Source organism: Alteromonas sp. Cnat3-28, assembly GCF_022348265.1.
Classification (GTDB): domain Bacteria; phylum Pseudomonadota; class Gammaproteobacteria; order Enterobacterales; family Alteromonadaceae; genus Alteromonas; species Alteromonas macleodii.
The window spans coordinates 82,496-105,752 of sequence record NZ_JAKREY010000014.1 but is presented as its reverse complement, the minus strand read 5'-3'; the positions used below and the strand labels follow the sequence as shown (position 1 = coordinate 105,752).

Annotated in this window: 22 protein-coding genes; 12 read left to right on the top strand and 10 right to left on the bottom strand. The window is 44.9% G+C overall.

Annotated features, from left to right (window positions below; all coding sequences use genetic code 11):
• Together MHM87_RS14670 and MHM87_RS14665 are read right to left on the bottom strand one after the other, a co-directional pair.
• On the bottom strand, positions 1-85 hold an 85-nt coding region (locus tag MHM87_RS14670), incomplete at its 3' end, for a valyl-tRNA synthetase (RefSeq protein ID WP_081333992.1).
• Positions 86-240: 155 nt separating this feature from the next.
• Positions 241-690 carry a hypothetical protein gene (locus MHM87_RS14665; protein ID WP_014948394.1) on the bottom strand — a complete coding sequence of 150 codons (450 nt, stop codon included), beginning with the start codon at positions 688-690 and terminating at the stop codon, positions 241-243.
• Between the two features lie 233 nt (positions 691-923).
• Between MHM87_RS14665 and MHM87_RS14660 the strand changes: the two genes are divergently transcribed.
• On the top strand, positions 924-3,050 hold the full coding sequence (locus tag MHM87_RS14660; protein ID WP_239259808.1) for a S9 family peptidase: 2,127 nt from the start codon (positions 924-926) through the stop codon (positions 3,048-3,050).
• Positions 3,051-3,074: 24 nt separating this feature from the next.
• Here the strand turns inward: MHM87_RS14660 and MHM87_RS14655 are convergent, their stop codons facing one another.
• The 4 genes from MHM87_RS14655 to MHM87_RS14640 all read right to left on the bottom strand — a co-directional run bounded on the left by MHM87_RS14655 (position 3,075) and on the right by MHM87_RS14640 (position 8,337).
• Positions 3,075-3,842, bottom strand: a complete 768-nt coding sequence (locus tag MHM87_RS14655) for a transporter substrate-binding domain-containing protein (RefSeq protein ID WP_239259806.1) — start codon at positions 3,840-3,842, stop codon at positions 3,075-3,077.
• Between the two features lie 149 nt (positions 3,843-3,991).
• The gene (gene ppx, locus MHM87_RS14650; RefSeq protein ID WP_239259804.1) at positions 3,992-5,554 is read right to left on the bottom strand and encodes an exopolyphosphatase; all 1,563 of its coding nucleotides are present in this window, start codon (positions 5,552-5,554) and stop codon (positions 3,992-3,994) included.
• A gap of 16 nt (positions 5,555-5,570) precedes the next feature.
• Positions 5,571-7,643 (bottom strand): polyphosphate kinase 1, encoded by a 2,073-nt coding sequence (ppk1, locus tag MHM87_RS14645; protein ID WP_014948398.1) that lies wholly within the window; start codon positions 7,641-7,643, stop codon positions 5,571-5,573.
• A gap of 187 nt (positions 7,644-7,830) precedes the next feature.
• On the bottom strand, positions 7,831-8,337 hold the full coding sequence (locus MHM87_RS14640) for an ACT domain-containing protein (RefSeq protein ID WP_239259802.1): 507 nt from the start codon (positions 8,335-8,337) through the stop codon (positions 7,831-7,833).
• A gap of 209 nt (positions 8,338-8,546) precedes the next feature.
• Here MHM87_RS14640 and MHM87_RS14635 point away from each other — a divergent pair, with 209 nt between their 5' ends.
• The 6 genes from MHM87_RS14635 to MHM87_RS14610 all read left to right on the top strand — a co-directional run bounded on the left by MHM87_RS14635 (position 8,547) and on the right by MHM87_RS14610 (position 15,577).
• Positions 8,547-10,724 (top strand): ABC transporter permease subunit, encoded by a 2,178-nt coding sequence (locus tag MHM87_RS14635; RefSeq protein ID WP_239259800.1) that lies wholly within the window; start codon positions 8,547-8,549, stop codon positions 10,722-10,724.
• A complete protein-coding gene (gene pstA, locus MHM87_RS14630; RefSeq protein WP_049586204.1) occupies positions 10,717-12,276 on the top strand; it encodes a phosphate ABC transporter permease PstA in 1,560 nt (519 codons plus the stop codon). Before MHM87_RS14635 ends, pstA begins: the two co-directional genes overlap by 8 nt.
• Positions 12,277-12,291: 15 nt before the next feature.
• Positions 12,292-13,098, top strand: a complete 807-nt coding sequence (gene pstB, locus MHM87_RS14625) for a phosphate ABC transporter ATP-binding protein PstB (RefSeq protein WP_014948402.1) — start codon at positions 12,292-12,294, stop codon at positions 13,096-13,098.
• Positions 13,091-13,261, top strand: coding sequence for a hypothetical protein (locus MHM87_RS14620; RefSeq protein WP_239259814.1), 171 nt, complete (start codon positions 13,091-13,093; stop codon positions 13,259-13,261). The genes pstB and MHM87_RS14620 overlap by 8 nt, the downstream gene beginning before the upstream one ends.
• Positions 13,249-13,965: a phosphate signaling complex protein PhoU gene (gene phoU / locus MHM87_RS14615; RefSeq protein WP_014948403.1), complete on the top strand. Its 717-nt coding sequence runs from the start codon at positions 13,249-13,251 to the stop codon at positions 13,963-13,965. The genes MHM87_RS14620 and phoU overlap by 13 nt, the downstream gene beginning before the upstream one ends.
• Positions 13,966-14,305: 340 nt before the next feature.
• On the top strand, positions 14,306-15,577 hold the full coding sequence (locus MHM87_RS14610; protein WP_039224609.1) for an inorganic phosphate transporter: 1,272 nt from the start codon (positions 14,306-14,308) through the stop codon (positions 15,575-15,577).
• 96 nt (positions 15,578-15,673) lie between these two features.
• Here the strand turns inward: MHM87_RS14610 and MHM87_RS14605 are convergent, their stop codons facing one another.
• Entirely contained in the window at positions 15,674-16,651 is a 978-nt protein-coding gene (locus tag MHM87_RS14605) for a universal stress protein (RefSeq protein WP_014975760.1), read from the bottom strand.
• Positions 16,652-16,986: 335 nt separating this feature from the next.
• Between MHM87_RS14605 and MHM87_RS14600 the strand changes: the two genes are divergently transcribed.
• The 4 genes from MHM87_RS14600 to MHM87_RS14585 all read left to right on the top strand — a co-directional run bounded on the left by MHM87_RS14600 (position 16,987) and on the right by MHM87_RS14585 (position 20,399).
• Positions 16,987-17,895 carry a hydrogen peroxide-inducible genes activator gene (locus MHM87_RS14600; protein ID WP_014948406.1) on the top strand — a complete coding sequence of 303 codons (909 nt, stop codon included), beginning with the start codon at positions 16,987-16,989 and terminating at the stop codon, positions 17,893-17,895.
• A 256-nt stretch (positions 17,896-18,151) separates the two neighbouring features.
• Positions 18,152-18,682, top strand: a complete 531-nt coding sequence (locus MHM87_RS14595) for a sigma-70 family RNA polymerase sigma factor (RefSeq protein WP_014975762.1) — start codon at positions 18,152-18,154, stop codon at positions 18,680-18,682.
• Entirely contained in the window at positions 18,682-19,440 is a 759-nt protein-coding gene (locus MHM87_RS14590; RefSeq protein WP_239259798.1) for a hypothetical protein, read from the top strand. Before MHM87_RS14595 ends, MHM87_RS14590 begins: the two co-directional genes overlap by 1 nt.
• 17 nt (positions 19,441-19,457) lie before the next feature.
• Positions 19,458-20,399 (top strand): hypothetical protein, encoded by a 942-nt coding sequence (locus tag MHM87_RS14585; RefSeq protein WP_014975764.1) that lies wholly within the window; start codon positions 19,458-19,460, stop codon positions 20,397-20,399.
• Positions 20,400-20,499: 100 nt separating this feature from the next.
• On the opposite strand, the gene MHM87_RS14580 is transcribed toward MHM87_RS14585, so the two are convergent.
• The 3 genes from MHM87_RS14580 to MHM87_RS14570 all read right to left on the bottom strand — a co-directional run bounded on the left by MHM87_RS14580 (position 20,500) and on the right by MHM87_RS14570 (position 22,538).
• The gene (locus tag MHM87_RS14580) at positions 20,500-21,027 is read right to left on the bottom strand and encodes a hypothetical protein (RefSeq protein ID WP_239259796.1); all 528 of its coding nucleotides are present in this window, start codon (positions 21,025-21,027) and stop codon (positions 20,500-20,502) included.
• 46 nt (positions 21,028-21,073) lie between these two features.
• Entirely contained in the window at positions 21,074-21,748 is a 675-nt protein-coding gene (locus MHM87_RS14575; protein ID WP_014948411.1) for a hemolysin III family protein, read from the bottom strand.
• Between the two features lie 337 nt (positions 21,749-22,085).
• Entirely contained in the window at positions 22,086-22,538 is a 453-nt protein-coding gene (locus MHM87_RS14570; RefSeq protein ID WP_239259793.1) for a MarR family transcriptional regulator, read from the bottom strand.
• 139 nt (positions 22,539-22,677) lie between these two features.
• Here MHM87_RS14570 and MHM87_RS14565 point away from each other — a divergent pair, with 139 nt between their 5' ends.
• Positions 22,678-23,106, top strand: coding sequence for an organic hydroperoxide resistance protein (locus MHM87_RS14565; protein WP_171338468.1), 429 nt, complete (start codon positions 22,678-22,680; stop codon positions 23,104-23,106).
• The last annotated feature ends 151 nt before the right edge of the window (positions 23,107-23,257 follow it).

Sequence of the window (23,257 nt, the reverse complement as noted above, 5' to 3'; positions counted from 1 at the left end):
CTACACGCTCAACTACACCCAATTTAAAAGCTAAGGTGTAATCACGCTGTGTACGCTTAGGTCTTTGATTACTTGAAGTTGTCATAAAGAAATCCTCTTTATGTCAACGTATTTCAGGACGGGACAGTCTTAAAATAAAAAGGAGAGCGCTCGCTCTCCTTTTTTTCGCCTTTATCAAAAGCTGGCGGTGAATTTCAGACTCAACGTGTGACAAAAGCAGAACGCATGCGGTGTTAAATGTTAACGCGTAAAGTTAAAGCGGGCAAAAAAGCGCTCAGCTTCGTCACTATCAAAATCATAGCCATTATTCGTCATCGCTTCCAAAGCATCTTCTACCGTTTCGTAAAAGCCATAAGGAACTTCGGCAGCGTCGTAGCACTGAGAAATCTGATGCTTAGTTGTCAGCATAATGTCGGTATCTAATATCACCACGGCAAGAAACGACAGGCCGCGGGTTTTTCTTACCCGAGTTTGTTTTACAAAAATATCAAAGGTGGAAGGGGGCATCAGGCTTTCACCGTAAAGACAGCTTACTTGTGCCCATTTAGCGCCCTTTTCGAATTTTGAAATGTCAGAAGACATCTTAACTACGCCATTTCTCATGGTTTCGTCATTCCACGGTCCGCGCGCTGAGAAGAGCAGCAACTGACCGCTTACGCTACATTCAAACTCGCCGTGTGGATTATTCATGGGGAATACCTTTAAGTCTTATATAGAAGTTAGCACTTTACTGCTATCACGCAACTAACCATTCGGCTAAAGCCAGCGCCCCTGTGTACTGCGCTTAATCGCCTAGCGATGTCGCTCAACGTTTAATCTTTATTGGCTGAATATATTCAGTAATATGGAGACGATAAATGCATCACTACAACGTGATCACCCCATAAAAAGAACGGATAAGAACAAATAGATTAAGGTGAGATATGTCTTTTACGAGAAATCACAGGTACCCGTCAGTCAAAAAACGGTTTGCTATATGGGCTGCACTATTTAGCGTAGGCACACTAGCTATGCCAGCCACAGCGCTTGCAAGCAATGAGAGAGAATCTCTTACTACCGACTCTGAACGCTATTTTAAATCGGAAGATATTTTTAATTTGGAATACGTGAGCGAAGTTCAGGTGTCGCCAAACGGTAAATATGTTGCGTATGTGCGCCGTTCAAACGACATTATGTCGGACAGCAGTCGAGCGAACGTCTGGCTAGCGTCGGTTGATGGAAAGTCACACCGCCCCTTACTGTCGTCGAAAAAGAGTTACTATTCTATTCGCTGGTCACCAGACGGTAGCAGATTGGCTTACCTTTCTAATGAAGAAGGTAAACCGCAATTGTATGTGCGTTGGATGGATACAGGGCAAACGGCACTCGTAACAAATGTCACCTCAAACCCAAGTAACATCACTTGGTCGCCAGATGGTAAGCACATTGCTTTCACTATGAGCGTTGATGCCAAGGAAAAGCCGCTAGACGTTAAAATGCCTAAAAAGCCTGACGGTGCAAAGTGGTCTCCTAGCTTTCAATATATTACCAAAGCGCGCTATCAAGCCGATGGCCGAGGCATTCTTGAACCTGCTTACACCCATATTTTTATTGTTCCTGCTGACGGAGGCACAGCACGACAGCTTACTTCAGGGAACTATCACCACAATGGGCGCTTAAGTTTCTCTCCTGATAGCGACAAAATCTATTTCTCTGCCAACCGCAGTGACAATTGGGAGTATGAGCCTGTTGAGGGGGACATCTTTTCTGTGGATATGATGGGTAATATCGCACAGCTTACCAACGACAAAGGCCTTGAATCATCGCCTGTCGTATCGCCTGACGGAAAGCACATTGCTTACGCACGCCGCGATGACGAAAAAGTGATGTACAAAAATAGCTATTTATATGTGATGAAGATCGATGGTACAGATGCTCAAAATTTAACAAAAGACATTGATAATTCAGTGTCTAACTTTCACTGGAAAGATAATAAGCACGTTTATTTTCAGCAGTCGGTTCGCGGTTTAGCGCAGGTAGATGTTGTATCGCTATCGGGCAGCGTAAAAGCCGTAGCTAAGGGGCTGGGCGGTACTACGTTAGGACGACCTTATGTGTTTGGCACTTATCACGCTGTTGATGATGTAGTGGCGTATACCAAAGGACGTACCGATCGCCCCGCTGATTTATATGTCACTACGCGAAACGAGCGACAGCTTACTGCACTAAACGAAGACGTTCTAGGTCATAAGCAACTTGGCGAAGTAAAAGAAATTGTCTATCCGTCTTCTATTGATGGCGAAGAAATCCAGGGGTGGTACATTCTGCCGCCAAACTACGACAGTTCGAAAACGTATCCGCTTATCTTAGAAATTCACGGCGGACCTAATCTCGCTTATGGCCCTGTCTTCACGGCCGAGCTACAGCGCATGGCTGCAGAGGGCTACGTGGTGTTTTATGATAATCACAGAGGTAGTACAGGTTATGGAGAACGCTTTGCATTGCTACTTCAAGGGAAATACAGTTCGGAATATGACTTCTCAGACCATATGTCGGGCGTAGATGCGCTTATTGAAAAAGGCATCGCTGATCCAGAGCGACTGTTTATTACTGGTGGTTCAGCAGGCGGCATTGCATCAGCCTATGCCATTGGCCTTACTAACCGATTTAAAGCAGCCGTAGTCGCTAAACCCGTTATCAACTGGTTATCGAAAGTGCTGACTGCCGATTCAGGTCTATATCAAATCCCTTTCCAATTTCCGGGTATGCCTTGGGATAATGTAGAGCACTACTGGAAGCGCTCACCGCTATCGCTAGTAGGCAATGTAACGACCCCCACCATGCTGATCACGGGAGTGGAGGACAAGCGCACGCCAATGTCTGAGACCGAGCAGTTCTATCAAGCGTTAAAGATTCAAAAGGTTGATAGCGTGCTGGTAAAAGTACCTGGATCGCCCCACGGGATCGCTTCTAAGCCATCTAGAATGATTGGTAAAGTTGAAAATATCTTGGCGTGGTTTAAAAAATACGACAGCGTGCAGTCACAAAGTACGCAAGTTGAAGCTCAATAATTAGTGTGCTGAGACTAAGTGGGGCTAATGCGCCGACTCAATCGGCTCAAGGCCCCATTTTTTTAGTATTCGCTCATACTCGCCATTCGCCTTTAAGATAGAGAGCGCGTTTTTAAGTGAGTTCACTTTGTCTTGCTCAGTCTTAAGGCCAGTGGCAACAAAAAGATCAGCACCCAATGCTTCGATAACATATTCGCTCGTTGCGTCGTTAGGATTAAAGCCTGCGTCGCTGATTTCATACTTTCCTGTCTCAAAATTGGCTAATGCGAAGTCAATGCGCCCCATATACAAAAGCTTCCACAGTAGTGCTGGCTCAGCAACCAAAGCGAGGTTTTTATTTTCTTCAAAACCTTCTTGCTGCAAAAACGATGCTGAGCCATAGCCGCGTATTGAGCCTACTCGGAACTGCTTCGCGTCGTCTAAGGAATTGACGTGTGCTGTCTCTTTCTGCTTTAAGCGGATCAGCGAGGCTTGCATGTGATTTACTGATGAAATCCACTCAAATTCATCTTCCCTGTTCGGTGTTTTCAATAAAGATAGAAGTACCAGATTGGGATTATCGAGGGTTTCTTGTACTGCACGGGCCCACGGCATGTGTTCCAACGAACTGCTAAATGGCAGCAGAGGTTCTAGTGCGTTTGCGAGGTCTACGTTGACGCCTTGTGCTTTTCCATCCTTATTAATCCAGTAATAGGGTGGGGTGACCTCGGTTAGAAAGTAGACATGGTTGGACGATGCGAAGGCAAATGAACTTACAATCAGCAACAAAAAAATCCAGATACTACGAAACATGACTACTGTTAAGAACCTATGAAAAATAACATCAATTGGAGGTTTTAGATAAGGTAATGCTAATGCGTAGTATACCGGTTTTATAGGCAAATAATACTGATATTTGCCTATAAAATGTTCAATTTGAGGTGCTGATAGTCGGTACTTGCTTATTCTACCGCGGGATGTAATTGCTCGATATCAGGAACAACTGTGAGTTTTAAATTAAGCGCTTTCCAGTAGTGGCTTTCTCGTAGCAGGTCAGCTGAGATAATAGGTTTTTCATCTAACCAGCCATCGGGGAAGGTAATGGTCAGTTCGTTCTTTTCTACATTAACAACGAGGTCAGGTACAAAACCCTCTTGGCGTTTAATATTAAGCAGTACACCCAAACGCAGTAACGCGATTAAATGCTTAACCGACTGCTCATCGAAAAGATTAAATGCGGGCAATTCATTGGTTCGAATTTTCTTTCTATGAAATCGCACGAGCGTAGCTAGCAGTAATTGTTGTTCCTGCGTAAACCCAGGCATGTCCACATTACCAAGAATATAGGCGCTGTGTTTTTGTATGCCTCGAGAGTTAATTTGCATGCCGACTTCGTGAAGTAAAGCTGCCCAGCCGAGCATGCTTTTAAAGTCACGCCCTTTAAGTTTCCATGCTTTTTCAACATCGTTGAAAAGTGAAAGGGTTGTATTAAGCACCATAGTGGCTTGGGACGTATCTACATCGTAGCGGGTTGCCAAACTACTCGCGGTTCTGCCGCGAATATCAGCGTGATGAAGCTCATCTTCCATCTGATAAAGCACGCCTTCGCGCAAGGCGGCAGGCGAGTACACCAAGCCTTCAATTTCTAGCGCTTTGAAAACGGCGATAAGAATAGCGAGGCCGCCAGCAATAACCACACGACGATCTTCACTTAAATCTGGGTAGCTTAATTTGTCTATATGACCTGCGCTTATGAATTGCTTCATTAAATTGCGCAAACTTTTAAGTGTCACCGGAATATCGTGGCCATTGGGTCTGTCTTGCTGACAAAGTGTAAACAGCGAACGAATGGTACCCGACGTACCGATACACTGAACCCAGCCCAGTCTGCGATATTTATTGTCTATTAACTCAAGCTCTTGCTGTGCAGCCGTGATAGCACGATCAAAGGATTTTGGCTTTAGCTCACCGTCAGGGAAAAAACGTTTGGTATAGCTTACGCAGCCCATTTGAAGGCTGCGGCAAAGTAAAGGCGTAAAACCTTCGCCAATAACGAACTCAGTAGAGCCACCGCCTATATCAATAACCAGCTGTTGGCCGTCGGAGTGGTTAGTATGTGCAACGCCTGAATAAATAAGTCGCGCTTCTTCTACACCAGAAATGACTTCGATAGGGTAGGGAAGGATATCTTTTGCTGCGCTGATAAAATCGCGGGCGTTACGCGCCCTGCGCAACGTGTGGGTGGCGACAATTCTCACGGAGTCGGGCTCAAAACCTTTCAGGCTCTCTGCTACTACTTTTAGCATAGCAAGCCCACGCTCCATCGCTTCATCAGACAAGATATCGTCGTCGTTGAGACCTTCGGCCAAGCGTACTTTTTGTTTAACTCTATGCAGAATCTGCACAGACCCAGCAACAATGCGTGCTACTACCAAGTGAAAACTATTTGAGCCAATGTCTAGTGCTGCGACTTTATTGACTTCGCGGGTTTCCACGTCATTAAAAACTGATTCGTGCTGGGTCATGTACTAATTTTCTATCCTACAAAGTGTCTTCTAGCTTCTTCAAATAGTCATAAATTTCTATTTGTGAGCGAAGTTTTTTACGATTTCCCCTGCGAACGTACTTGTTGCTCTGATCCTTGTCAATCACTCGAGCCTTCAGGGTGTCTTTAAATTGTAGTTCCATTATATCAACAATGCGCTGTTGAAGACCTTTATCATACACAGGGCAACCTACTTCAATGCGGTTATCCATGTTACGGGTCATCCAGTCGGCAGAAGAGATATACACTTTTCTGTCGCCGCCACCTTCAAAAATCATCACGCGTGGGTGTTCGAGAAATCTATCAACAATAGAGATAATTTCGATGTTTTCGCTTATTCCTTTTATCCCAGGATTAAGTGAGCACATACCGCGCACTATACCGCGGATCTTAACCCCCGCCTGGCTAGCCCGGTACAAATCATCAATGAGTTCTTTATCAACAAGGTTGTTAATTTTGAAAGTGATTTGTGCCTTTTGACCTTGGTTCAAATGCTGAATTTCTTGACGAATTAACGACTGAATTTTGGTTCTGGCGTTTAATGGCGATATTTGAAGATGCTGGAACTTGTAGCGTCGGTAAGGGTATTGAATAAGATCGAATACCGCCACCCCTTCATCGGCGAGTTCTTGATTACGGGTGAATAAGCTGTAGTCGGTATAGATCTTTGCTGTTTTCTCGTTGAAGTTACCCGTACCGAAATGCGCATAGTTCACCAAACTGCCCCGTTCTTCACGGGTCACAATACAAAGTTTAGAGTGAATTTTAAGAGTAGGCACGCCAAGTACAACGCGTATACCTGCATCGGTCATGCGCTTAGACCATTCGATATTTGCCTCTTCGTCAAAACGGGCGCGAAGTTCTACCACAACGGTTACTTTTTTGCCGTTGTCTACTGCGTCAATCAACGAGTTTACAATGCGTGAATTACTGGCAACACGATAAATATTAATACGTATGGTCTTAACATTCGGGTCGAAAGCCGCCTGACGCAAAAACTCGGTGAAGTGTAGGAAGCGATGGTACGGGTAGTATAGTAGTATGTCTCGTGCAGTAATGGCATCGAAAACGGTGTTGTACTTAGAGAATGCCTTGCTGTCGATAGCAGGCAGCGGCGTATGCTCTAAATATTCTCGACCCACATTAGGGAAGCCAATAAAGTCTTTAAAGTTACGATAGTGCCCAGCAGCGTGCATGGTATCTAGCTTGGTTATCTTAAGTCGCTTGCGCAAGTCAGATTTCATGTCCTCTGGCATATTCGTGTCGTAGATAACACGCACAGGCTCAGCGATAAGGCGCTGCTTCATACTTTCAGACATCTTTTCAACGAAGCTTTCGTCAATTTCTTCGTTGATAGAATATTCCGCATCACGCGTCATTTTAAACGAGAATGCTTCAATTTCGTCGAACTTCACGAAACCGCGGAAAATGTCTTCGATACACAGCTGAATCATGTCATCGAGCATAATAATGCTCTTCTTCTTGCGGCTTTTTTGCGGTGGGATCAGCATAAAGCGCGACATTTCAGAGGTAGGAACCTGAATAACCGCAAATTTAGGATTGCGGTCCTTTCTTCTAAGCGCCACATATAAATACACCGACGTACCGTTCAAACGGCTAAGTAGGTCGGTCTTCTTATCTATTAAAATAGGTGCAATGTGACGCAGTGCTTTGTTAACGAAGAAGTTGCGTACCCACTGCTTTTGATAATCGTCTAAATCGTCTTTTCGAAGAATATGTATGTTGTAGCGAGCTAGAGACTTGACCACATCCTTATGAATTTGGTCGAACTTTTCAGAAAGCTGGACTACCTTTTTCTGAATAAGCGCCATAAGAGCGGTTTGGCGTTCAGCTTCCTCTTCATTGCCGTCATTTTGCGCAATGGTAATTTGTCGTTTCACGTCAGCGGCGCGCACGCGATAAAACTCATCTAGGTTATTTGAGTAAATACCAAGAAAACGAATTCGCTCCACGGCGGGATTGTTTTTATCTGCGGCTTCTTGCAATACGCGTTCGTTAAACGCAAGCCAGCTTAATTCTTTGGGATAATATAAAACGTCGTTATCCATAATGTCTCAATTCACGTTCATAAAAATGGTCAAAGACTGCCATCAGTCAGTGACACTACTGTGACAACACGTATTCTGGTGCAAGTGCGCACGCATTGCGTTGTGGTTATTCCATTAACTTTCAATATGATAAGTTCGTAATTGTGATGCGCGGATAGTGTATGGCACCACAAATACGCCCTTGTTTTTATCGCTTCGCGGTAATATCCACCACCAAATCGTTAGCCAACGACTCCAGTGAGTCTTGCAATGCGCCGTCGTCAAAATCTTCTGGCACCGCAATTTCTGCTTTTGCTTTGAAAATCAGGCTGCCCCAGTTAGGCGCGCTTTCACAGTGTGAAGCAAAGGTGAGAATATTCAAATTGAACTGGTTTAAAACAGAGGTAAGCTCTTGGACAATACCGGTTTTGTCATTGCCCATTACATCAACCGTCAATTTGGTGGTGTTGTTATTTTCACTGCTCGCTACCGCTACAGATTGCACCGACAAATCTTTAATGGCGTCTAGCGCATCGCTTAAGCCCTGTTTGTTCTCATCGGCAACATGTACTTCTACAAAACCGGTGAACATTCCTGCCATATGCGCAAAGCTCGACCCTTGCCAGTTGCCCTTATGTTTGTATACACACTTAGCCAGTGCGTCTACTAAACCCGGCTTGTCTTTACCCATAATGCTTATAACCAATGATTGCATACGATGCTCCTTATTGGGCGTGTAGAGAAAAACTTTGATCGTCTTCCTGTTGGGTAATACCATAGGCGCAGAGTAGGTTGCGCGAAGGTAATGCTTTAAACTTTCACTTGCTATTAGCATAACAAAACTTACACTGCTCACCAGTGCAATTTAGAGTTATTCTTCTTAAAAATGAAGAATTTCGAAAATAAGAATTACTAAACAGCCGCATGACTTTCGACAGCAACAGCACAAACAAAAAACGCCAGCGAAGCGACAGGTGGTCACGCTATGTAGTGACCGGCTTCGGCGGCCTTGTTTTGTTGACGTTAGTTATTCTTATTACTCATCTAATCAGCCAAGCTCTGCCGTTGGCATATACCCCTAGCTTAAATCACCTGTTGAGCTTGAAAACGTCAGATAATGAAAAAATTATCAGCGCAGGCGACATCATTAACAGTCAGCCAATGCTGGTTAGGAAGTCTGACTGTCGATTGGGATTAAAGTTGCTTAAAGGCGATGCTCTGGTAAGTAATCACGATTATATCCGTCCTTGCGAGCATAGGCTGTCTTCCCACAGTGTGATGGGAGAGAACTATATCGTAGACGTTTCTCCCAACGCCCAAGTGAGAGTTTTACCGGTCAGATCGTTCAATATGACCGACGGTAGCGCAGAGGATATTGCCACAAGTACACCGCAAGCAGCGTTGTCGAACAGCATTACGTTCGCGCTTCCCAAAGGTGAGTGGGAGATACGCAGTGACTGGAGCATTGCACTGTCCTCAAAATGGGCAGTGGTTTCTATCGTTCAAGACAATAAAGTGTTTATCCGTTGGGTAAATCGGCTTCGTCCTACACAGGTTGTGGATAAACGGTTTCATAATATAGGCAGACTCGTATTGTTACCCGGCAGTCAGAGCGTGTTACTCCAAGTGGATGATGCGCTTTACCTAAATAGGCTCACGGATGAAGGGGCGTCACTACTGCCAATAGCAGGAAACATCACAGCGTCATTAGATGAGAAGATTGTATTCCCACTTGCTAAAGACCGCACCTTTTTCCTAATGAACAGCAATACACAGGCACTTACTCGCTGGGTGCTGAGCAAAAGCGATAAAGGCCTTACCTTTGAACAAACCTACCAAGTAGCGCTACCAGGAGAGAACGTTAAGGATGTGGCAGAACATGCCAGTATGAACTTGGTGGCTGTGCTGACCGATAAAGCAAGAGTGTTGTTGGTAAACCGTGTATCAGGCGATGTAGTGGCATCACAACAGATAGAGCGTTCTGCTGAGAATATCATTTGGTACGGCAATAAGCTTTATGGCTATTCAGATAGCACCTTATCAGTATGGGAAGGCAGGCACTTAAGCGGCGTTACTACATGGGCCTCTCTGTTTGAACCGCAGCACTACGAAGGGTATGAAACGGAAGAAACCGTATGGCAAACCACCAGTGCCTCTGATTTTCAAGAGGCAAAGTTTAGCTTAACACCGCTATTAATAGGCAGTATTAAAGCCTCTCTTTTAGCGCTGCTTATTGCTATTCCGGTTGCTATCGGTGCCGCAATTTACACCGCGTTTTTTGCTAAAAGCCGCCTTCGCAACGTTATTAAGCCGGCTATCGAATTGCTCGAAGCGATTCCCAGTGTACTCATCGGCTTCATCGCGGCTATTTGGTTGTCGCCAAAAGCTGAGCAGTTTTTATTTTCCTTTGCCTTTTTCCTAATCGTTATCCCTTTTGTGCTTATTGTCGTTGCCCTGGTGCAGCGTCCTGTTGCGGAATACTTACCAAAGAAGCTAAGACACGGAGCAGAGCTACTATTTGCTATAAGCGGAGTGTTCCTTTTAGGTTTTATTAGCGTGGAGTATGCGCCTTCGCTTATTTTCTCGATAATGGGGGGAGACGGGTTTACAATGCTTGCGGCCGAGTCCGATAGTCCCATCGGGAAAACGACTATAGTGGTAGCGTTAGCGTTAGGTGTGGCCATATCACCTAGTATCTATTCCCTTGCTGAAGATGCCATAAACGGCGTTCCAAATGATTTAAAACACGCCTCTTTTGCTTTAGGCGCCACACGATTACAGACCTTACTTCATGTTGTTCTTCACGTTGCACTACCGGGTATTGTTGCCGCGATTATGCTAGGTTTCGGCCGCGCGTTTGGTGAAACCATGATAGTCCTTATGGTGACGGGGAATACGCCAATCTCCAGCTGGGGCTTGATAGAAGGTTTGCGAGCACTTACTGCTAACTTGGCAATTGAACTTCCAGAAGCAGATGTATCATCGGCGCACTATCAAATTCTATTTTTCACCGCGTGTATTTTGTTCCTGTTTACCTTCTTGGTAAACACCATGGCAGAGCTATTGCGACAGCGTATAAGAAGTAGGGCGTACTATGGTTAATCGAACAACGTTTGGGTTAAGTGCGGTACAGCGTCAATCGTTAGTCATTAGCTTAACGGCTTTTTTCACCAGCCTGCTGCTTATTGCGCTAGTTAGCATTCTTATACTTATTAGTTTTCGAGGTACGGCATATTTTTGGCCAGAGCCCATCTATACGGTTACCGGTACGCATCAAGACGGCACAAGGTTTTCGGTGCTTGCGAACCTATTTGATGAATCGACAAATGAGGATGTGACACTTAAGTTCTCAGATGCTCAGCATCCTTATGGCTTTCAAGTCCAGTTATCTCGAGAGGAAATAGAGACTTCTCTACTTGCAAACCAAAGCGCAGAAATAAAACTGTTAGACGGCAGGCGTGTGTTGGCAATTCCTGAATACATCGTCGTGCCATCTAAACCGCCTCAACCTCTTGGTAACATTGACATTGTGCTAGAGGAAGTGGCCCAAATAAGCGCTCAAATTGAAGATTTAAATACGCAACACCTTGCACCTATTCACGAAGCGCTATCTCAATTTGATAAACGTAATGTTGTTGCCGACGCGCCAGCAAGAGAGCGTTTAGTGGCATCGTTTGACGAATACCAAAAGCGTGTGGAAGCGTTAGAAGCAACACGAGCCGAGTATACCTTATTGGTAAGTTTTGCTGACGAAACGCCGTTTGTTATTCCCATATCTAGTATTCAAGATGTGGATTTTGTCAGTCGTCTAAGTACATGGGAAAAGTGGCAGGTGGCGTTTTCGGAAATCGGTGTTTTTCTCACCGATTCCCCTAAACAAGCGAATACCTCAGGTGGCGTCTTCCCTGCGTTGTTTGGTACTGTACTCATGGTATTTTTAATGACCATCATCGTAACGCCCTTTGGTGTATTAGCCGCTATTTACTTGAGCGAGTATGCACCTAACACGGCGCTTACCACTATTATTCGTGTCAGTGTAAGCAACATGGCAGGTGTACCTTCTATTGTTTACGGCGTATTCGGCCTTGGTTTCTTTGTTTATACCTTGGGCGGCAGTATTGATGAGCTATTGTTTAGTGACACACTGCCAGCACCCACAATGGGAAGCCCTGGCGTTTTCTGGGCTGCCTTAACCATGGCAATTTTGACCTTACCTGTAGTGATTGTGGCGACTGAAGAAGGCTTGCGCAGGGTGCCGGAAGGGTTGAAAGCGGGCAGTTACGCATTAGGAGCTACCAAAATTGAGACTATAGTGCGTACCGTATTGCCTATTGCGTCTCCGGGTATTATGACTGGCGTAATTTTGGCGATTGCGAGGGCGGCAGGTGAAGTAGCGCCACTTATGTTAGTGGGGGCGGTCAAGTTTGCGCCAACCTTGCCTATAGATGGAGAGTTTCCTTATCTCCACCTTGATAGGCAGTTTATGCATTTGGGCGTGCTTATTTATGACGGAGCGTTTCACAGCCAAACTGATGGAAAGAGCGCAAGCATGATGTTTGCCGCTTGCTTGCTTTTACTCGTGGTGGTGTTTGTATTAAATATTCTGGCAGTTGTACTTAGAGCGCGCCTGCGCAAACGCTATCTCAAAGGATAATACAGGTTTTGTAACATGTTGAAGTTGTTTGAACACAATACGCTGAACGTTAACGACATTGGTGAAGAACAAACTGCGGTAGAGGTTAAAAACCTCAACCTGTGGTTTGGCAACAAGCATGTGTTAAACGACATCAGTATGCGGATCCCAAAAAACAAAATCACAGCGTTAATTGGTCAAAGTGGTTGCGGTAAATCTACACTCATTAGCTGTTTCAATCGCCTTAACGATTTGTATGACGGTTGCAAATACGATGGTGAAATTATTATTGATGGGCAAAACATCAATAGCCGCAAAGTAAATGTGTCACGCCTAAGAACGAACGTGGGCATGGTTTTTCAGCGACCCAACCCCTTTCCTATGAGCATTTATGAGAACGTGTGCTACGGGCTTAAGCTTCAAGGCGTTAAAATTCGTCGACACTTAGACGACGCGGTGGAAAGCGCACTGAAACAGGCGGCGCTGTGGGACGAGGTTAAAGATCGTTTATTTGAATCCGCTCATGTTTTATCTGGCGGTCAGCAGCAGCGTTTGGTGATTGCAAGAGCACTAGCGTTGAAGCCTGACATTCTACTTCTTGATGAACCCACCTCGGCCCTTGACCCTCTGACCACGCTTTTTATCGAAGAACTGATGGATGCATTAAAGAAACAATGCACCATTATTATCGTGACGCACAACATGCAGCAAGCGGCTAGGGTAAGCGACTACACCGCCTTTTTCCATCAGGGCAGGCTGATAGAATATGCAGACAGCGATACGCTGTTTACTATGCCAGAGAAGAAGCAAACCGAAGACTACATAACGGGGCGATATGGATAACGTAGCAGTAGGTGTGTGTTCTAACATGGGTTTGCGCCGTAATGCTTCAATTTGGCAAGATGTAGCGGTTTGTCACGATAGTTCTGCCACAGGTAGCGGCACGATTGATTGTCGTTATTCGTTATGCTTACGCCGCGAGGAGAAAACACCATGCGACAGGTAGCCTTAAACACGCATATTTCGGGTACGTTTAATATCGAGTTGGAAAACTTGCGTAACTCGGTATTAACCATGGGGGGCGAAGTTGAACAGCAGCTGGTGGATACGTTAAAAGCGGTAAAGCACAATCATGCCGCTCTGGCTGAAAAAGTGGTGTTGAACGACTTAAAAATTAACTCCATGGAAATTCAAATTGACGAAGAGTGCTTGCGCATTATTGCAAAACGTCATCCTACCGCCAGCGATCTGCGTTTAATTATGACCATTTCCAAAGCCATTACCGATATAGAGCGAATGGGCGATGAAATCGAGCGTATTGCCAAACTAGTAACGCGCAATAAGTTGCCGAGCTCAGATACCATTAAGAGCAGCATGTTACTTATTGGCGAGCGCGTGGCCGCCATGATGCGCGGCACATTCGACGCTTTTGCTCGTCAGGATGAGGCTGCGGCGTTAGAAGTGTATGACCAAGACAACCGCATTGACAGTGAGTACAAACGGCTGCTGTCGTATACCACCTCCGAAATGCAGAAAAGCACTGACGACATGCAGGATTGGCTGGATGTGTTGTGGGCAATGCGCTCGTTAGAGCGAATTGGTGATAGATGTAAAAACGTGTGTGAATATGTGGTTTATCTCACTCGCGGTACTGATGTTAGACATACACCGCTGGAAAATATGCAGCAAAAGCTGGAAGATTTGACGTAAACCTGTCCAAATGGTCAGTGTTATTTTGCGTAGTAATATTCAAATATGAAAGTTCGTGAAATTTATTTGTCATAAAACTGAAATATTTGGTGGTTTTATCATCGCATTCAAATAATTCCGCATACTTTTATCGTTTTTCAGTGATTTTCGCTATGGCTTCTAACATGATTACGTTATCATGCGCCGCAGCCAAGAACAGATCGTGCAAAATTTAATCGAACCTTATGATAAAACACAATTTGTCTTTAACTTCATTCTCTAGCCTTTGTGGTGAAGAGATCATGCTACTTACTCAAGTAGCGTCCAGCCTAAATCGCGTTTAGATCGGGAGCGATTATCCGTGGAATTTTTTGAAAGTTATGGCCTAATTCTTATAATCCTTGCCGCCGGCGTTGGTTTCGTCATGGCATGGGGTATTGGAGCGAATGACGTTGCCAACGCAATGGGTACGTCAGTAGGTTCTAAAGCTTTAACCATAAAACAAGCCATTATCATTGCAATGATATTTGAGTTTGCTGGCGCCTACCTAGCAGGTGGCGAAGTAACGTCTACCATTCGAAAAGGGATTATCGACTCAACCTATTTTATAGACATACCTGAATACCTTGTATTAGGCATGATCTCATCACTACTTGCAGCTGGAATCTGGCTTGCGGTAGCGTCATGGTTGGGGTGGCCTGTATCTACCACTCACTCAATTATCGGTGCAATCATCGGTTTTACTGCCACTGGCGTCAGCATGGACGCAGTAGCATGGGACAAAGTGGGTGGTATTGTTGGTAGTTGGGTAGTAACCCCAGCTATTTCAGGCATCATTGCTTATCTTATTTTCATGAGCGCGCACAAGCTCATCTTCCAAACTGCCTCTCCGTTTGCAAATGCTAAGCGTTATGTGCCGTTCTATATGGCATTAGCGGGCTTTGTGATGTCGCTTGTTACTATCAAGAAAGGCCTTAAGCACGTTGGTTTAGAGCTAAGCGCTGTTAACGGATATGTGCTGGCGATTGCTATTGCCGTAGCGTTGGGCTTCTTGGGTAAATGGTTTATCGGCCGTATGAAGTTCAGCGGTTCTGAAGATGCAGACCTACAGGCGGCTAACGTTGAGAAAGTATTCGCACTTCTAATGGTAGTAACAGCCTGTTGTATGGCGTTTGCCCACGGTTCAAATGATGTAGCTAACGCTATTGGACCATTGGCTGCGGTAGTTAGCGTAGTAAGTAGTGGCGGCGAAATTAACTCTAGCACTACGCTTGCACCTTGGATCCTTCCTCTTGGTGGTTTAGGTATTGTTGCGGGTCTTGCGCTATTTGGACATCGCGTTATCAAGACCATTGGTCAAGGTATTACACACTTAACACCAAGCCGCGGTTTTGCAGCAGAACTCGCTGCAGCGTGTACGGTAGTTATCGCATCAGGTACGGGTTTACCTATTTCGACTACCCAAACGCTTGTAGGAGCGGTACTAGGTGTAGGTCTGGCGCGTGGTGTATCAGCGCTTAACCTAGGCATTGTGAGAAATATCGTCGTATCGTGGATTGTTACGTTGCCTGCAGGCGCAATCCTCTCGATTATTTTCTTCTACATTCTTAAAGCGTCGTTTGGCGTAGCGTAAAACACAGCGCTTACAAACGTTCGTATTAAGCGAAAAGAATTAAAAAAGGCCGTGCTTGAAGTGAAGCACGGCCTTTTTGTTTGTGGAATGTTTTCTTTAATCAATAGAGATAGGCGTTTCAAAGCCACGGGGTTTAACACCCACAACGGCACACTTAAGCTGATGGATAGTTTCTTCTGCGGTGTCGCCCATGATGTAGCCAGGCACACCTAAACGTGCCACTGTGCCCATAACAATAATGTCGGTATCAAGGGATGTGGTTGTGGCTGCAATTTCTCTTCGAGGGTAACCGTGAACAATGTGCTTCTGAGGTTTCAAATACTCTAATACATTGTCATCCAATTCATTGCCTAGTTCTTCAAGCAATTTGTCTAGTTCCGATTCACGCTCGGCATGGATTTTTGCAAGATCGGTTTCCATTCTATCGTTATCAACCGATATGAAACCGTCTCTTGCTATGTTCTCAGGAACCGCATCAAAAACGTGAACAATGTGTAGCTGTGCAAACTCTAACAAGGCTATTTGGCTTGCGTGACGCAAAATGTCGCGATTAAGATCGCGCCTAATAGACACTTCATGCTGTGGATAGTGATAGTTCAAATCCAGTGCTGCAACTACGTTTTTGTACTGACTGCGAGGCTTGTGGTTAATGATCCAAACCGGGCAAGGGCATTTGCGGAATAAACGCATGTCTAAGCTTCCGAACAACTTATCTAGAAAGCTCTCTTCTGCCCGTTTAATTACTAGATCGATATTGTTCTTTTTTACATAACGCACAACGTCAATAAGCGGCTGACCTACCGTTACCGCGGTAGACACAGGATAGTGTTTTCCCCAGCTTTCCGCTTGTTCTTTTAACCAATGCTGGGCTTGGGTTTCCATGGTTTGCTGAGAATCAACATAAGAGAAAGACTCCATAACCATACTGGCGTTGGGCGGTAAAGATTCTAACGAAAGCATAATGGTAAGCGAGGCTTGATGCGCTTTGGCGATATGCAGTGCTTGGGCTACCGTATCATCTTGACGATGCGAGTCACTCAATACGCATAAAATGTTCTTATAATGTCCTTTCATACTGCCCTCAATAGTTAATCGCTCTATTGACTGAATGATACAAGAGCGGGTCTTACTTCGCTGTAAAAATATGTTGCGTATAATGCTTTAATTTAATCCTAACGCTACTTATGGGGGCTTTCCAGCGCGAAATGTCAAATTCTCAAAAGCTTCTTATAGATTGCACAATAAACAGAATTATCTACCTCTTTTTTTAGGATGTTGTATACGTACAGCTGCAAATAATAGAAGATCGCTCTCGTTAACCATGGGCATCAACCCTAGGCGCTATTTAATCTTTATGTTAGATTAATCCAATATTTTTTAATCCCTTTTTAAATAATTGTGAGATGCCCATGAAATGGCCTAATCTTAAGCACCTGCACTATTTGGTGACGCTACATCAAGAGCAACATTTTCACCGTGCTGCACAGCGCTGTAACGTAAGTCAGTCAACATTGAGTACGGCCATTCAGAACCTTGAAGAGCACTTCGGAAGCCAACTTCTTGAGCGTGAACATAAAACCTTTGTGTTTACATCGTTGGGACTAGATATTGTTGAACGCAGTAAAGTGCTACTTCAGGAAGCGGGAGAGCTGGTTGAGTATGCGCAAAACGCGGGCAATTGGCAGCGAGGCACCTTAAAACTAGGTGTTATTCCAACCATTGCGCCGTTTCTTTTTGAAGGCATGATGGGGGCGTTTTCTGCATTTTTACCCGAGATCAACTTAGAAATGCAGGAAGACACGACGGAGAAGTTGCTACAGCAATTGACCGACGGCAGATTAGACTTACTTATTCTAGCGTTGCCAATGGAAACACCAGGGTGTAAACAGATGGTCTTGGGGCATGACCCGTTCCATCTTATTGCGCACAAAGATATGGCTGAGCAACTACCTAATCCTGTCGACATTTCAACCTTGCCGAAAAAGAGTATTTTCTTACTACAGCAAGAGCACTGTATGACCGGGCATGCGGTAAGTGCGTGCAATCTTCAGCACAGCGACCAAATTAGCAGCGTAGCGGCTAGCAGTTTGTATACCTTGGTGCAATTAGCGAATAGCAAAATGGGCTACACCTTCTTACCTGAACTTGCGATAAACCAGTCTATTCTTGAGCACACAGGTCTTAAGAGCTTCCCCGCTGAAGAGCAGGGGTTTCGTGAGATTGGCTTAGTATGGCGTTCAGGCACTACGCGTATGCAGCTGTTTCGTCGTATCGGTGAAATTATCTCGCCACTGTTGCCTATTCCTACACTAAAATAACCTTGGCGCTGAGCGCGCTACCTTTCATATTTATCTAAAGCGGTTAAGCCTATAGGTTCAGCCGTTTTTTATTGCTGACATCAATTATTGTCTTGTGCACCAACTCCAAAGAAGTTCTTCATCCATCGCTTAAAGCACAGTTTCATTGGCGTTATTCCCTAAATGACAATTTATTTATCAATTAAACAAACTTTTTTGCAAAGCTTATCGACTTAATGGTTAAGTAAAAAAACAGAGCGTAAAAACGGGGAACGGCGTGTTTAATAAACGAGATGAAAAACTCGTGGAACAGGCATTAAAGGGTAATAAAAAAGCGTGGTTTACGCTTATATCTCGCTACGAAACCGCTATGTATCAATACGGTATTCGAATGACAGGGAATAGCCATGATGCAGCAGATTTAATGCAGGAGATTTTTATCTCTGTGTTTCGCAGTCTTGCTTGTTTTAAAGGTGAGGGCAGTTTTAAAAGTTGGCTCTATCGCATTGCCCACTGTCGCTGCGTTGAACTGTATCGCAAGCGAAAGCCGCATTCTGATATTGACGATATACAGGCGCCACTTTGCGGTGCGCCATGCCCTGAAATGCAGCTTTATAGCGACAGAGAGAGTAGAGCATTAACGCAGGCTATGCAGACCCTTCCTTTGGGCCAAAAGGCGGTGGTGGAATTGAAGTTCTTCGGCCACTTCACGTTCGAAGAAATTGCACAGCAAATGGATATCTCAGTAAATACCGCTAAGTCGCGACTTTACGCAGCCTTAGCAAAGTTGAAGTTGGAGTTGGAATAATGACCTTATATGACAAAGAAGCCTTATTCTCAGCTTATCTGGACAACTCGCTTGATAGCGAGCAAGAAAAGCAGTTTAACGCGTTGTGTGATTCAAATGCTGAGTTCGCGCAGGCGGTAGAAAATAGCGCCCGTTTGAACAGCGCAAGCTCAAGCTTCGTTGCTCCGGCACTTCCCCAGTGGGACAAAGAACAGACCTTTTTTAAGAAAGATGAACCACGTTCGCTGTCGTCTTGGTTTAGCTTGCCAGCGTGTGCCATGGCCATGTCGGCCTGTGCGCTGTTAGCCGTACTCACCGGCGCAAAGCTGTCGTATAGCGATAGCGGTATAGCGCTTACGTTTTCAAACAAAAGCGCCAACACAGTAGATGAAATGGTTGAGCAGCGCGTTACGCAGGAAGTTGCTAAAGCTTTAGGTGAGCAACGTGATTTCTATCAACAAGCAAACCAAACACTATTCAAAGAATACGCTCAGGCGCTATCTACACAGCAGCAACAAAGCAGTGCAGAGCTTACTAAGTACTTATTAGCGTCGAGTAGAGAAGAGCGCAAACACGACTTTGCCGAGCTTATTAAATTTATCAACGAGCAGCGTATTGACGATCAAAGATTCTATGCACGCCAATTTACGCGTCTACAGGATGAAATTGATGACATTGAAATAGGGTACAGCGCGGTAAGTTTACCTAACAGGCGTTCTGAAGTGCCATTAACCATGCCGTATGAAACAAACAATCCACAGTCGTCGCTAGATGATTAATGTAATTAGGTGAAATTATGAAACGTTTATTAACTGCTTTACTACTTTGCTCTGCTGCTGGTGGTCTTGCGAACGCACAAAGTGCGCAAAAATATGACACGCTATCGAATGAATTAGAAATAATGTCTGGGGTACTCAAAACGTCCTTACGACAAAATGCCGCGACTGACTCTTGGAGAGTGAGTCAAATTGAAACCAGCTATCTTGCTGGGCAGGGGGCGGTATTTACTTTTTCAGTAAGAGGCCAAAGCGGTAACTGGGTACGAGAGATAGAAACGCTGGTAGAAGGATTAGTTGCCACCGTGCCACCTGCACCGCCTGCACCACCAGTTCCGTCTGCAAATTCGTTTAGTGATGTAGATGACATTGTGTTTGAAGCAGCCAGAGAGTGGGAAGCTTACGCAGAAGAAACCAGCCATCGTTTTTCTCAGGCGTTTGCTGACAACAATAGTCGCTTACGCGACTTGCGCAACATGCAGCGTGAACTTGCCTGGGAAGCAAGAGAAGTAGAGCGTGAACTGCGAGATATTACCTTCGAATTGCGTCACGCTGACGAGGCGCGAAAAAAAGAATTACTCGTGCAAAAAGAGCAGTCTGGAGAGCAGCTTAAGCAATTAGAAGCGAAAGAAAAAAGCATGAAGGATGAGCTTAAAGCAATTGAAAAAGAGCAGACTAAACAAATGGAGGCGCGTAAAGCGCAGCAGCAGCAAGCTTACAAAACGTTTCTGGCCGGTTTTGAGTCGGGCATGAGCGAGACCTTATGCAGATTTGGGTCAGGCTTACGCGGTCTGCCGGAAAATGAACATATCAGCATGGTGCTGAAAGATTTTGAGATGGACGAGAGCCGCGAGCGCAAAGACCGAATTTATGTATTTACTCGTGCTGATATAGTGCGCTGTGTTCAAGAAAAAATAGACGCGAATAAACTTCTCACCAACGCTAATATTTATCAGTTTTAAATAAATAAGCTCGGCGCACTTATGAACGCTTTGCTTTGTTAAAACAGCACGCGCGCCTTCGTTAATGAACGTTGATAACGAAGGCGCGCTTTTTATTGGCCTACATTTTAGGTGCAATATGCCCTAATTCTGCTGCCCAAGTGAGTTCGGATCTCTTAAGGTTATTTGCCGCACTAGCGCCAAAGCTGTGCAGCGCATTGTAAGCGCTATTAGATGGAACACGGCAATAGTGGCAAAGTGCATAGAACAAAAGGCTACAGCGGTGCTGTGAGCCATCGCAGTGTAAGTATATCTTCGCTCCTTCGGTCAACATTTGAGATAGTTCATGAAGGTATTGATGAAGGTGTACGTCTTCGGTGGGGGACTCTGACGACGGGTGTAAAAAAGGAACCCAAAGCCACTCTAGCCCAGCTGCGACAGAATTGTCGCGTATAACTGGTGCATGTTCTTCACTGGTCTGAACCGTTGCAATATGGGTAACACCCAGTGACTTAAGGCGTTCAAAATCACTTTCAACAGGTTTTTTACCCAGGCATATATGCCCTGCGCTTAGAGAAAACCACGCGATATTCGGCTCTACTGTTGGGCTGTCTTCCTTTTTCTCAGCGTCTTGCTTGTTTGTTAGCATAAGTTTTTACATGGTTTTGGCATAGCAGCTTAATTTGGGCCTTTTGTTAAACGACAAAATAATAAATTGAAAAATAGTGGCAGCTACATCCGCCAATCACGAACATGTGCCAAATTGCATGAGTGTACTTTACCTTTTTTGCCACGTAAAAGCACACGCCTACACTGAAACACAGCCCGCCTGCTACCAATAACCATAGGCCAGCACCGGGAAGGGCGACATAAAGAGGGTAGATAAGACCCAGTGCAATCCATCCCATCAGCAAATAAGTCATCACGGATACCTTTGGGAAACGGTGCTGCGCGACGAGCTTAAACGCCACGCCGCCAATTGCCAAGCTCCAGATAATCGCGGTCATAGTAATACCCAACACGCCACCAATCGAAACCAGTAACAATGGTGTGTAAGTACCTGCTATCAATAAGTATATTGCGCTGTGGTCAAATAGCTTAAGCCATCCCTTTGCCTTTTGATGGGAAATGGCGTGATAAAGGGTTGAGCTTAAAAACACCAGAATGAGTGTAGAGCCATAAATAGCTGCAGTAGTTAACGCGAGCGTATCTTCCGCTCGATACAACATAAATACTAAACCCACGATAGCAGCAATAAAGCCAACCCCATGACTAATACTGTTCAGCCACTCTTCCAGTACAGAGTAGGCTTTTGCAGGAATGCTTTTTGATTGCGGCACAGCCTGTGTCTGAATCTGTTCTTGGATCATCACAGCTCCTGTTTTTTTATTTCTAAGAATAATGGGTAGTAAATGCCCTTAAAGCCTCTTGTCGCACTTTCTCGATAAGAAATGCGAGCATTTCAGCGACTAGCGCTTTCAATTGAAGCGCGCAGTTCAGCATTTTCCCTACTACGTCCATTAGGACAATTATAGCGCACACTTGTTCGCTCAATGCGAAAATAATAACAGAAAACGTCAAAAATCTGATGACAATCAGATTACAAAAAGAGGTTAAAATACCAATATGCATAGATAATTGCCCACTCACAAGGCGCTGGTAAGTTTCCTAGCAAAGCATGGGAATGCAGGGCTGAGTGGTGATTATCTATCCGGACTGGTTTAAATCTGCATTCTCGAAACAGCCGCCTAATTTGTCCAGTAGGACTTTTAACGTACGGCTTTCATCTGCAGTCATGCCATTGAGCTTGCAGAGCATCTGCGCAGGCACGTCTTCTGCTATGGCTTTCTTCTTCTTGCCCGTTTCAGTGAGTTGAACGCGCTTAACGCGTTTGTCGGCTTTATCTTTAGTGACAACTAAGAAGCCTTTGTCTTGTAGCTTTTTAAGAATCAGCGACATAGCACCACCGTCTATGGCCGTTCTGTCTAAAAGCTCGGCAATAGTAATGCCGTCATTTTCCCATAGCGCCATTAACGTCACATATTGAGGATAGGTGATATCCAGCGCTTTAAGAAGGGGGCGGTAAGCACGAGTGAATGCATTCGACAGCGTATAAAAACGGTGGCAAAGCTGATTTTCCAACTTCAATAATTCTGACATGACGCTTAACCCTTATCGATACGGCTTTTTCTTAACAATAATATTTTGCATACAAATCACTTGATCTACAAGTTGGTTTGATGATAATTTATTTTGCATGCAAAGTATTTGTTTAAATAAACCTATGAGGAGAGTAACTATGCATAAACTTCAACAAGTCGTTTATACCGGAAGTGCAATAGCAACGGGTGGTCGTGAAGGAACAGCGAAATCAAGTGATGGTAAGCTAGACCTTAAACTCTCTACACCTAAAGAGTTGGGCGGTGCAGGTGGAGAAGGGACGAACCCTGAACAAATGTTCGCAGCGGGCTATTCGGCGTGCTTTATCGGTGCACTTAAGCATGTGGCTGCATCGCAAAAAATTAAGCTGGCCGATGACATTAGTGTAACTGGCAACGTTGCAATTGGACCTATTGAACAAGGCTTTGCTATTGCAGTAAAACTGACGGTAGATTTGGGCGATATGGACAAAGCACAAGCGCAAGGCTTGGTGGAAACTGCGCATCAAGTATGTCCATACTCAAATGCGACCCGCGGTAACATTGAAGTAGATATTAGCCTTGCTTAATTAAACGGCAAACGAGTCAGCGGTTAACGCAGATAGTTAATGCCCTCGTCGGATAGCTACGCCTTCGTCAGATGGCGTAGCTGTCCTGCACTTATTCACGTTAACCCTTACTGCTTTTCGAAATATAGCGCAGTTACAACGCAGCTCTTCG